This is a genomic window from Shewanella sp. 0m-8, assembly GCF_052977265.1.
Genome location: NZ_JBRIMB010000057.1, coordinates 19,071 through 30,584 on the forward strand (window position 1 = coordinate 19,071; position 11,514 = coordinate 30,584).

Sequence of the window (11,514 nt, forward strand, 5' to 3'; positions counted from 1 at the left end):
CACCTAGTTCAAAAGGTGGACTTTTTACTGTTCTGTTTCTATTTTACGATTGCTTAAGCAGCTCATCTAGCAAGTGGTGATAATCTTCAATGGCAGGGAAATCATCGAATACCTTATTGGTTTTTTGGCTATCAGGGTTAGATATTCCTAGTTGGTAACCCACACCCGCCAGTTTTGCTGCTTTTAATATGGTTTCGTTATCATCGATAAACAGGCAGCGACTAGGCTGTAAATTAAACTGTTTAAATAGATGCTGCCAAAATAATGGATGTTCTTTCGGGTAACCAGTTTCATGGCTGGAGAGCATACTGTCGAGCCCTAAGGCTAAATCGGTATGCTCTAGTTTTAAGCCTAAATTCTTTGGGTGGGCGTTAGTGACCAAAATACGCTGTTTTCCGGCGTGTTTAAGCGCATCTAAAAAAGGCATGCTGTCTTGGCGTAGCTGGATCCGTTCAGCTAAAGTGCGGTGCAGCGACATAATATCCAGCCCCATCTGCTGCTCCCAATAGTCGAGGCAGTACCAGTTTAAGGTTCCCTCTACATTGGTGTAGCACTGCTCAACCCAGTCGCTGGCTTCTTTAATAGAGATATTTCGCTGTTCACTGAGTACCTTAGGGATCAGCTGTAGCCAAAAATGATTGTCGAAATGCAGGTCCAGTAAAGTCCCATCCATATCGAGTAAAACGGTATCAATTTCGTTCCATGGAAACATAGTTGCGCGATCCTAGAAAATTCATGTTGTAGATTGGGTGAACAATAGTAAGATTATACTGAATTAAATGACAAGTCGGCAGCGGCACTGGGATGTGTATGACTAAAAAGAATGAGAAACCGGAAATTTTGCACGCTGAAATCGTAGCTAGAAGTCGACTGTTTCAAATTGAACAGGTGCACTTGCGGTTTTCTAATCAAGTTGAGCGCCAATATGAACGCATGAAAGGTAATAATCGTGGAGCCGTGATGGTGGTCCCTGTGCTCAATGGCACAGAGTTATTACTCGGTCGAGAATATGCTGCAGGTACTCATAGCTATGAACTCGGGTTTCCTAAGGGCTTAATCGATCCCGGTGAAGAAGCCCATGAGGCTGCTAACCGCGAGCTTCAAGAAGAGATAGGTTACGGCGCGAGAAAGCTAACGCATTTAATGGAATTAAGCTTAGCGCCGGGTTATTTTGCCAGTAAGATGCAGATCTTTTTAGCTGAAGATCTTTATGAAAGTAACCTAGAAGGTGATGAGCCTGAACCTATCGACATGGTTCCTTGGCCGTTAGCACAATGGCAAGATCTATTAAGCGAAGAAGATTTTTCAGAATCGCGTAGCGTAAGTGCTTTATTTTTAGCGCAAAAACATCTACAACTAAGATAGTAAAAACAACGTAGGTCATGGGTATTAGGCTGTTGGAGTAGTTATGAAGCCAGAGAATTATGTAGATCAAGTCATTGAAATTGCAACGTTAGCAGGCCAGAAAATTCGTGATATTTATCAGAAAGGTGATTTCGAACGCGAGATTAAATCTGATAATACGCCAGTGACTTCTGCAGATCTCGCCGCCCATGAAATCATTACCAATGCGCTTAAAGCGCTGACGCCCGATATCCCCGTATTATCAGAAGAAGATGCCAATATTCCGTTCGCACAACGCTGTGACTGGCAACGCTACTGGTTAGTGGACCCATTGGATGGTACGGGAGAGTTTATAGCGGGCAGCGGTGATTTTTCGGTCATTATTGCGCTAGTTGAGCACAATCGTCCGATTTTGGGCGTAGTGTATGTGCCAATGACTGAAGTGTGTTATTACGGCATTGCAGGTTTAGGCTCCTACAAGCGTAAAGATGGCGCTGAAGTACGTATAACCAGTAAGCAGCTGAGTAAGGATGGTTCTGAATCATTACGCTTAGCGGTAAGTCGCCGCCAAGATCCACAATCAGTGATTAAGCTGTTTAATCACAATAAGCACTGTGAACTAGTGGTATTGGGTGGCGCAGCGCTTAAGAGTTGCCTCGTTGCAGAAGGCCGTGCAGATTGCTATGTGCGTATTGGACCAACGGGTGAGTGGGATACCGGCGCCGCGCAGATTATTGTCGAGGAAGCCGGTGGCCAGATCATGGATCTGAATCTACAACCGCTAACCTACAACGAGCGAGAAAGCTTAGAAAACCCTAATTTTATCGTGGTCGGTGCGCCAGCACTGGAGTGGGACCAAATCCTTATCAATGAATGATTCAACTCAGATTTCAATCGCGTGTAAGCAAGATCTTGCCGCGATTGATGCACTAGAACGCGAGTGTTTCGCCGGGCATTGCTACCCAGATTTTTTCTTCAGACAAGCACTAGACTGTTGGCCCAATGGTTTTTTGGTGGCAAAGGATGTCAACGCAAATATTGTTGGTTATCTATTGGCGTCGACGAGTGCTAAAGCGAGTGTTTGCTGGATCTTATCGGTTGCCGTCGCTGACAGCGCTCGCGGCCAAGGGGTTGGCACCAAACTCATCTCACTTCTGTTAGCGACATTGCCTAGAGAGGTTAATCAAATCAACCTGACAGTAGCGCCAGACAACCCGGCGAAAGCCTTGTATTTACGCTGTGGTTTTACCGAGCAAGCTTTTGAAGTCGATTATTTTGGTGAAGGTGAGCCTAGGTTGCTAATGACATATCAAAAACCCGTTCACATCTCTGGCTGATGTTATTTAGCCGACGCTTCTTTCCTTACTTTGTGACTCAATGCTTAGGTGCATTGAATGACAACGTGTTTAAAAATGTACTGTTGCTCTTGGTGGCTTATTCGCAACTCGATGAGTTACCGATAGATGTAAATCTATTTGTAAACTTGGCTGCTGGTCTCTTTATCCTACCTTTTTTACTGTTTTCAGCCCATGCGGGGCAGATTGCCGATTATGTTGATAAGGCATTATTGATCCGCAGACTCAAGTTCCTAGAATTGATGATTATGACGGTGGCGATATTTGCCATTTTGAGCCATAGCTATTTAGTCATGTTGTTGCTGCTGTTTCTTACTGGCGTACAATCTGCCTATTTTGGTCCGGTGAAGTACTCTCTGCTTCCTAGAGTGCTAGAGAGTGGTGAGTTAGTTTCTGGTAATGCATGGGTCGAGATGGGCACCTTTCTTGCGATCTTAATCGGTACTATTTCGGCAGGGCTTATTGTAGCGAGTCATAATGCGACTTATTGGGCTGCCGCCAGTGTGTTTATTTTGGCGCTGATTGGTATGCTTGCCAGTTGGTTCATTCCTAGCATTCCAGCGCACTCAGATATCAAGCCTCGTTTCTCGATTGTTTCAGCGACGATGGCGAATATCACAAAGGTGCGGAAAACGCCTGGGATCTGGACCGCTATTTTGGCGATTAGCTGGTTTTGGTTTGTGGGGGCAACGTATCTGACGCAGTTCCCTAATTTTGCGCGTATTACCTTGCATGCAGATCCCACCGTGGTGTCGTTACTATTAACGCTTTTCTCTATCGGTATTGGGGGCGGTTCTTTTGTATGCGAGCGTCTGTCTTACAGGCAAGTTGAACTGGGTATTATGCCGCTCGGTCTCGGGATCTTAGCTGTCTTTGGTATCGACTTGTATTTTGCTCTGCCCAATAAGGTGTCACTCGATACTCTGTATCATCTTCAAGGTTTTATCGCTGATAGCGCTCATTACCGCTTGATGTTCGATCTATTTATGATTGGCGTCGGAGGTGGGTTATTCATTGTACCGCTTTACACCTATATTCAGGCGCGAGCAAAAGAGGGGGAGTGTGCTCAGGCGATAGCCAGTAATAATATTATCAACGCGTTATTTATGGTGAGCTCAGCAATTTTTTCCATGCTGGTGTTGAATGTATTGCAGTGGCCTGTAGAGCGTCTGTTTCTGGTATTGGCAGCCTCTAATCTGGTGGTGCTACTGTTATTGCTTTGGCGTTGGCCTGAATTATTTTTACGTGTTGCTAGTTATTTTATCCGCAGAGTTAAGCATAAAACTCAGCTGCTAGATCCTGAGTTGCTTCATCAATCTTCCAGACTATTAGTGGTGACTAAGAGTCTATCTTGGCGTGACATATTGCTGATCTATGGAAGTTTTACCCATCCTATGTTGTTCGCACCAAGCTTATGTAAACAGATGAAGACGCATCGTTTTTTGGCCGGAATGATGTCTCGTTTATGTTGGCATGCGGGAGAGAATATGCAGCTCGATAGCCTAGTTTGTGTCGATCAAGGTACGCTAACCCAGTTAATAAACCACACTGATTTTGCAGACTTTAAGTTAGTTGCGGTAAAGACGGTGACAGATAACAGCTGTGGAAATAAGCTAACATTAGTAGTCACCCCACTTGCAGCTAATAGTGCTTATAACACCATGAGTGCGAGTGAGGTGTAAGTTTGGCGTTATTGGTTATCTAGCCACTGGTGCATAGCCTGATGATCACCCTTAAAGATAATTCGGTCGGCTTTTTTGTCGATTTGATATTGGTACATAGGGTCGTAGTATTTTACCAGTAGCATTTCAATCCACTCTAAGTGCGCACTGGTATCATTTTGACTCGTCTGAATAGTTAGCGCGTTAGTGATTATTGCTTGAAACTCATCATGCTGCTTGTTACCTAGGCGTTTTTTGATGCCGGTAATGCTCTGCGCTAGGTATTGGGCAAATGCCTCAAGGCCTTCTTCTTCACCCAGTCTTTGAATATAACCAGAATGCATCTTGTGCACGTATTCATTAAGAAGACGTGTCAGTCTTGCATCTAAAGATTCCTCTAGGACCAATACTCCAGCAGCTTGCATCCCTGCGTAAAAAGCTTGGGGCAAGGCTGAACGACCAATTAGGTAGCTCTCGTCTTCAAGTAGTAAATGCTTGGCATCACTGTCTTGGTGCTTTAATAGCGCGACAGCGAGTGCGTTCTCAAAGTTTATCTGGCTTGGTTGTGCTTCATGATAGCGACCAAAGCTAGAGCCACGATGGTGAGCAAGCCCTTCTAGATCGACGGCTTCTTTCCGCTTTAGTAGAAAATCTGTTTTACCACTACCGGTGATCCCACTAAGGATCCGCATTGGCTTCACGTTTGGCGCATCATCGATGGTTTCAATGAGAAACTGACGCATCGCTTTGTAACCCCCTTCGATAAAGGGGATATCTAGGCCTGCTTCTTTTAACCATTGTTGAGTTAACTGAGAACGGAGGCCGCCACGAAAGCAATAAAGGTAGCCACCTGGGTTCTTGCTGAAAAAGTCTAGCCAAGCATCGACTCTTTGCTGCTTTATGTCACCATGAACCAGTGAATGACCGAGTTTGATCGCAGCTTCTTGGCCACGTTCTTTATAGCAAGTACCCACCTTTTTACGCTCTTCATCCTCCATTAAAGGGTGATTAATACTGGCAGGAAAGGCACCTTTCTCAAACTCTACGGGTGCGCGCGCATCCATTATTGGATGATCGTTAACGAGTATTCGGCGATATTCGCTTGCACGCACTTTATTGAGTGACATTAAATAAGCTCCACGGTTGTAGCCGTATTCTTTTCAATTAACTGACCAATGCAAATGGGTTCAATACCATTTTCGGTAAGCAGATTTTTTAAGACCGCCTCGCCATCGGCAGCAACAGCAATAAGTAATCCGCCACTGGTTTGTGGGTCACAGATAATCGCTTTTTGCTCATCAGTGAGTGTCGGTAAGTGTTCACCGTAACTGTCGAAGTTTCTGTGAGTGCCGCCTGGAATGCAGCCTAACTCTAGGTAGTGGCGTGCATTAGGTAATAAAGGCAGTAAGCTCACGTCAATCTTGGCATGTAAGTCTGCACCATGACACATCTCTAGTAGATGGCCTGCTAACCCGAATCCCGTGACATCAGTTAGCGCGTTAACCTGCGGGATCTTAGCGATTTTAGGGCCAAGGATATTCAGCTGGCACATGGCTTCTGCCGCAGTATTTAAATCGGCATCCGCTAGCTTCTTCTGCTTCTGTGCTGTGGTCAAAATGCCAATACCTAAAGGCTTAGTCAGATAAAGTTTATCGCCCGCTTTTGCTGTATCGTTTTGCTTAAGCTCTTCTAGTGGGATTTGGCCGGTTACGGCTAGACCAAAAATAGGCTCCGGTGAATCGATACTATGGCCTCCGGCCAGCATGATACCTGCATCGGCGCAGGCTTTTCGGCCGCCATCAACGACCTTCTGTGCCACTTCTGCGGGTAGTTTATTCACTGGCCAGCCTAAAATCGCAATGGCCATCATAGGTGTGCCGCCCATGGCGTAGATATCACTGATGGCATTTGTCGCAGCGATACGACCAAATGTAAATGGGTCGTCGACTATCGGCATAAAGAAGTCAGTGGTACTGATAATGCCTGTGGTCTCATTTAACTTATAGACGGCGGCATCATCTCGGGTTTGGTTACCCACCAGTAGGTTAGGGTCGTCAAAAACAGGCAGTTGGGTGGCGAGTATCGTGCCGAGCACTTTGGGTGATATTTTGCAGCCGCAACCGGCGCCGTGACTATACTCGGTAAGTTTGATTTCTGAATCTGACATGAGCTTAAAACGCCCTGAAAATGGTAAGTAGCCGATCATAATAGACCCATAACCGAGGGACTTCAATCGACCTCAAGCACAAGTTGAGACTTGAACCTTATCCTGAAGGGCGATACTTGCTGTGTTTAGCAAAACGAGAGCCGTAAAAATAAAAAAAGCCGCATTGATAGCGGCTTTCTATTTGCATTGAATTTAGCTAAAGCTTGCAGTCAAACTGTGCCAGCTTTTTTGTTGCTGCTTAAAGCGTAACTTTAGTTCTTTTACTTGGCTAAGTAGTTGCTTATCAGCAAGCTGTTTACGCTTGGCTTCAATCAAGGTTTTCTTGGCGTCGTAATACTCTGCAAGGTGAGTTTTTAGTGTTTCGTATTCAGCTTGCAGTTTGTCGATGATCTCTTCGCTATTAGGCAAATGAGCCACCTTATTTTGAGTACGCTTTAGTTGCATTTGCAAACGGGCGTGTTCAATACGTTCCTGTGGTACAACGCGACGGTTTGTAGCTAAACCTATCGAGGCTAATCCGTTTATCAACCATTTAGTTGGATCGTATTGCCACCAGTGAATACCATTACGATAATCATTTTCGAAAATATGATGATAATTATGATAACCCTCACCGTAGGTTAGGAGTGCTAAGAAGCCATTATCTCGAGCGGTGTTCTTATCGGTATAGGGTTGAGAACCCCAAATATGGGCTAACGAGTTAATGAAGAAGGTGCAGTGGTGTACAACCACTAAGCGCAGCAGTCCGGCTAACAATAACATGCCAAGGATATCGCCGTTCAGCCAACCCAATAAAATAGGTAAGCCAAAGTTCATTATAAGTAAGAGCGGTAGATAATACTTATGTTGCCACATCACGACTTTATCGTTTTGTAGATCGCGAACGTTTTTATAGTCATGGTAGCGTTGCGATTGGTATTCACGCAGCATCCAGCCAATATGGCTGTACCAAAATCCCATTTTTGCTGAATAGGGATCTTTATCGTTGTTATCTACATGCTTATGGTGCACTCGGTGGTCAGAAGACCAGTGTAAAGCACTATTTTGCAGGGCTAATGCGCCACCAAGAGCATACAGGAACCGTACCGAAGCATGAGCTTTATAAGTACGGTGTGACCAGAGTCTATGATAGCCGCCTGTGATTGACAGGCCACTTGCAAAAGCGAGGACCACGAAGGCGATCCATTCAATGGCATCAAAGCCATAAGCGATACCGTACCAAGGCACGAATATTACAGCGCAGGCAAATGTGATGGTAAATAGACTCACATTCATCCAGATGAGGGGAGGTTTTTTCATTATAGTTTTAAATCTCTTGTTGAGCGTACATCTGTACGCTAATTTAACTTGGATAGTGACATGGGTCAAGTTTGTAGATGCTGCGTTTTGTGTTAAAAAGCGGTATTATTTAAGGAATAATTTTCGTAAGTAGGTTCAACATGGGCATTAGAGCACAACAAAAAGAAAAGACTCGGCGAGCACTTGTCGATGCGGCGTTTAATCAATTAAGCGCCGAACGTAGCTTTTCTAGTCTTAGTCTGCGCGAAGTCGCCCGTGAGGCCAATATTGCTCCAACATCGTTTTATCGCCACTTTAAAGATATGAACGAGCTGGGTTTAACTATGGTAGATGAAGGTGGTTTAACCCTGAGGCAGATGATGCGTAAAGGGCGCCAACGTGCTGAAGCCGGTGGTAGCGTTATTCGCATTTCGGTTGAAACCTTCATGGAAGTACTAGAGTCCAATCCAAACGTATTTCGTATTTTACTGCACGAGCGTTCGGGGACATCAGCTCCTTTTAGAGGAGCGGTTGCCCGTGAAATAGAGCACTTCATTTCTGAGTTGACTCATTACACTGAAGCGACAGCTAATCGCTCGCCAGAATTAGCGCATGCGCAGGCTGAAGCGTTAGTGACTTTGGTATTTAATGCGGGGGCCGCAGCATTAGATATGAAGCGAGCAGATCGTAAGATATTAGCTGACAGATTAGTGATACAACTGCGTATGGTGGCGAAAGGTTCTGAGGCACTGCAAAATAAGAAAGAACAGAAATAATGCGTTAGTGACGTAAACAACAACGGCATCCTAGGGATGCCGTTGTTGTTTAGAGCAAGTGTGTCAGTTGAAGGTTATTTCTTTTCAAGAAAAACACCTGACTCCATATGGTCGGTATATGGGAACTGGTCAAACAGTGCAAAGCGAGTGATCTTATGGGTTTTACTCAGTTCAGCTAAGTTTTCGATTAAGGTATGTGGATTACACGAGATATAAACAATCCGCTCGTAACCTTGTACCAGTTTTACAGTGTCAGCGTCTAAGCCTGCACGCGGTGGGTCAACGAAAATGGTATTGCAGTTATAGCTGTCTAAATCGATACCTTCTAAACGTCTAAAGCTACGCTTCTTGGCCATCGCTTCAGTAAAGTCTTCAGCCGACATTCGGATAATCTGCAGGTTTTCGACCTGATTGGCCTGGATGTTGTATTGTGCAGACTCAACCGATGGCTTTGCCAGTTCAGTTGCAAGTACGCGATCGAAATTTTGTGCCAGCGCAATGGAAAAATTACCATTACCACAGTAAAGCTCTAGTAGATCGCCAGTACTGTTTTTAGTGACATCAATAGCCCATTCCAGCATCTTAACTGATACTTTACCATTAGGTTGAGTGAAGCTGTTTTCAATCTGATGGTACTGTAGTTGCTTACCAGCAACCATGAGAGACTCAATCACGTAGTCTTTATCGAAGATGATTTTTTGCTTACGTGCACGTCCGATTAAGTTAACGTTAAACTGAGTACTTAGCGTTTGCTTTAATATCTTAGCTTGCTGCTCCCATTCGCTATCTAGCTGCTTGTGATAAAGCAAAGATACTAAGATTTCACCGCTAAGGGTCGATAAGAAATCAATTTGGAATAAACGATGACGCAAAATAGTATTCGGCTTTAATAGCTCGACTAAGGCTGGCATCATTTTGTTGATAAGTTCACTCGCAGGCAGGAACTGGTCGCAACGGACTTTACTATCAAGTTCCTTATCGAACATATAGTAGTAAAGATCTTCACCTTCATGCCAAACTCTAAACTCTGCACGCATACGGTAATGAGCTGGCTCTGAGCTGAATGCTTCTAGTTCTGGGGTATCAAAATCAGCAAATAACTGGGTTAACTTGACGCGCTTTGCTTCGAGTTGCACATCATAGGTTGTAGGATCCATTGCTGCTAAATTCATATCTTGATCACCGTTGGCATTAATTAGGGGCGGAATATTATACTAGATAGCTGGGATGTCCAGTTTCTGGCTTCCGATTTTATCTAGGTTGTGGGAAAATTCTAAAGCAATATAGCTAATCCTGCCGCAAGTGAGACATTACTGCAGGTTCATTTATATATATCGAAATATTTTTTATAGCGGAGAATGTTTGTGTCAGGACCTATTCTTATTTTTGACTCAGGGATTGGTGGTCTATCTATCTTTGATGAGATCAAAAAAGTATTACCCGACCAAGGCTATTGCTATCTATTCGATAATGCTCGCTTGCCTTACGGCGAACTTGAAGAGACGGTATTAATTAATGGCTGTGTAGATCTGATTTGTGAACAGGTAAAACGAACCGATGCAGTACTGGTTGTCGTTGCGTGTAACTCTGCCAGTACCTTAGTGTTGCCGGGATTAAGAGCTAGGCTCTCGATCCCTATCGTTGGGGTTGTACCAGCAATCAAACCCGCAGCGCAAATTTCAAAGGCTCACCATATAGGTTTGCTAGCGACCCCTGGTACGATTAAGCGTTCTTATACAAGAGAGTTAATTGAAGAGTTTGCCGGTGATTGTAAGGTCGACTTATTTGGGTCATCGGAACTTGTCATGTTGGCTGAAGCAAAACTAGCAGGCGAAACAGTTGACTTAATTAAGTTAGCGTCACAGCTTAAACCGATTCAATTATCGAATTTAGATACCTTAGTCTTAGGTTGCACACATTTCCCAATCTTAGCAGCTGAAATTCAGTCTGTGCTAGGTAAAGGAGTTACTTTGCTTGATTCAGGTAAAGCTGTAGCACAAAGGGTGCGTTACTTATTAAGTGAAGTCGATAGTGGTGATGCTGCAGAGCAACAAGATAAGGTGTGGGAGGCAATCTATACAACTGAAGATATAGCGGTAGGGCTAACAACCCGATTAGCTGAAAAAGGATTCACTACAATAGTGTCACGCTCTTCAACTAATCTAGGTTAGCTATAACACCTGTTATGCGTTGTCGCTCTTATCTGAATCTTGTGATTTAGCTTCGCGCACTTTCAATGTTCTTTCTTGGAAGTCGAACTCATTAAGTTTAGTCATGGCTTTCTTAGCACCAGCCTCTGACATTTCAATGAATCCAAATCCTTTACGGCGCCCTGTTTTACGATCGCGAACTAAGCGAACAGAGTTTACTGGGCCGAATTCGCCGAATAACGCCTTTACTTCACCCTCATGTACTCTATAAGGAAGGTTACCTACATATAGTGTCATAGTCGGACCGCTATATGGTTCGTTGCTGTCAGTTGTTGAGGCAGGCGTTTTAGATTGAAGAGAAAAAATAACGCTCGCGATGATGGCACCAGTAAAGAAAGCAATGGCACCGTTTAGATCGGGTGCGATCTGAAAAATAGCGAGTGCACCTATAATGGCTACGGCCAAGACGATCAAGAATGACTTCTGCATAAATATAATCTCTAAAGAATAAATGAATTGATAACTAACTGTTAATAACCTGACTATGGTAATGAATTATTAGTCAATACTCTAGTGTGTTGCTGAAAAAATGAACTTTATCTGCAAGCTAGTGCAAAATTGGTGCAGATTTAAACAGCGAAAGCGTGATAAATGAGCGATAAATCGTGCGTTGTTGAAAAGATAAGCATGCGAACAAATTCTTTATAAAAAGCACTTGCGCTCTTTTCGAATCTCCCTATAATGCGACCCCACTGACACGGTGAAGCAGGCAACTAGCCAAGC

The 11,514-nt window shown here is 44.1% G+C and carries 12 protein-coding genes; 6 read left to right on the plus strand and 6 right to left on the minus strand.

The window, feature by feature from the left end; all coding sequences use genetic code 11:
- Positions 1 to 43: 43 nt before the first annotated feature.
- Complete coding sequence (gene yrfG / locus ACVBIO_RS19130) at positions 44 to 712, minus strand: GMP/IMP nucleotidase (RefSeq protein WP_447173212.1); 669 nt, start codon at positions 710 to 712, stop codon at positions 44 to 46.
- Between the two features lie 98 nt (positions 713 to 810).
- Between yrfG and nudE the strand changes: the two genes are divergently transcribed.
- From nudE to ACVBIO_RS19150, 4 genes are read left to right on the plus strand one after another with little or no spacing between them, the layout of a single operon-like run.
- Positions 811 to 1,365, plus strand: coding sequence for an ADP compounds hydrolase NudE (nudE, locus tag ACVBIO_RS19135; protein ID WP_447173213.1), 555 nt, complete (start codon positions 811 to 813; stop codon positions 1,363 to 1,365).
- A 43-nt stretch (positions 1,366 to 1,408) separates the two neighbouring features.
- The gene (gene cysQ / locus ACVBIO_RS19140; RefSeq protein WP_447161091.1) at positions 1,409 to 2,221 is read left to right on the plus strand and encodes a 3'(2'),5'-bisphosphate nucleotidase CysQ; all 813 of its coding nucleotides are present in this window, start codon (positions 1,409 to 1,411) and stop codon (positions 2,219 to 2,221) included.
- Positions 2,214 to 2,681, plus strand: a complete 468-nt coding sequence (locus tag ACVBIO_RS19145; RefSeq protein WP_447164601.1) for a GNAT family N-acetyltransferase — start codon at positions 2,214 to 2,216, stop codon at positions 2,679 to 2,681. Before cysQ ends, ACVBIO_RS19145 begins: the two co-directional genes overlap by 8 nt.
- Positions 2,681 to 4,381 carry an MFS transporter gene (locus ACVBIO_RS19150; protein ID WP_447173214.1) on the plus strand — a complete coding sequence of 567 codons (1,701 nt, stop codon included), beginning with the start codon at positions 2,681 to 2,683 and terminating at the stop codon, positions 4,379 to 4,381. Before ACVBIO_RS19145 ends, ACVBIO_RS19150 begins: the two co-directional genes overlap by 1 nt.
- Before the next feature lie 8 nt (positions 4,382 to 4,389).
- On the opposite strand, the gene mnmH is transcribed toward ACVBIO_RS19150, so the two are convergent.
- The 3 genes from mnmH to ACVBIO_RS19165 all read right to left on the minus strand — a co-directional run bounded on the left by mnmH (position 4,390) and on the right by ACVBIO_RS19165 (position 7,826).
- Positions 4,390 to 5,487 (minus strand): tRNA 2-selenouridine(34) synthase MnmH, encoded by a 1,098-nt coding sequence (gene mnmH / locus ACVBIO_RS19155; RefSeq protein WP_447164603.1) that lies wholly within the window; start codon positions 5,485 to 5,487, stop codon positions 4,390 to 4,392.
- Positions 5,487 to 6,527: a selenide, water dikinase SelD gene (selD, locus tag ACVBIO_RS19160; protein ID WP_447161095.1), complete on the minus strand. Its 1,041-nt coding sequence runs from the start codon at positions 6,525 to 6,527 to the stop codon at positions 5,487 to 5,489. Before selD ends, mnmH begins: the two co-directional genes overlap by 1 nt.
- A gap of 192 nt (positions 6,528 to 6,719) precedes the next feature.
- Positions 6,720 to 7,826, minus strand: a complete 1,107-nt coding sequence (locus tag ACVBIO_RS19165; protein ID WP_447161096.1) for a fatty acid desaturase — start codon at positions 7,824 to 7,826, stop codon at positions 6,720 to 6,722.
- Between the two features lie 140 nt (positions 7,827 to 7,966).
- Between ACVBIO_RS19165 and fabR the strand changes: the two genes are divergently transcribed.
- Positions 7,967 to 8,581, plus strand: a complete 615-nt coding sequence (fabR, locus tag ACVBIO_RS19170) for an HTH-type transcriptional repressor FabR (protein WP_447161097.1) — start codon at positions 7,967 to 7,969, stop codon at positions 8,579 to 8,581.
- 74 nt (positions 8,582 to 8,655) lie between these two features.
- Here fabR and trmA read toward each other — a convergent pair whose 3' ends face one another.
- Positions 8,656 to 9,753, minus strand: coding sequence for a tRNA (uridine(54)-C5)-methyltransferase TrmA (trmA, locus tag ACVBIO_RS19175; protein ID WP_447164605.1), 1,098 nt, complete (start codon positions 9,751 to 9,753; stop codon positions 8,656 to 8,658).
- 192 nt (positions 9,754 to 9,945) lie between these two features.
- Here trmA and murI point away from each other — a divergent pair, with 192 nt between their 5' ends.
- Positions 9,946 to 10,752: a glutamate racemase gene (gene murI / locus ACVBIO_RS19180; RefSeq protein WP_447161099.1), complete on the plus strand. Its 807-nt coding sequence runs from the start codon at positions 9,946 to 9,948 to the stop codon at positions 10,750 to 10,752.
- A 12-nt stretch (positions 10,753 to 10,764) separates the two neighbouring features.
- On the opposite strand, the gene ACVBIO_RS19185 is transcribed toward murI, so the two are convergent.
- Positions 10,765 to 11,220 (minus strand): RNA recognition motif domain-containing protein, encoded by a 456-nt coding sequence (locus tag ACVBIO_RS19185; RefSeq protein WP_447161100.1) that lies wholly within the window; start codon positions 11,218 to 11,220, stop codon positions 10,765 to 10,767.
- Positions 11,221 to 11,514: the final 294 nt, after the last annotated feature.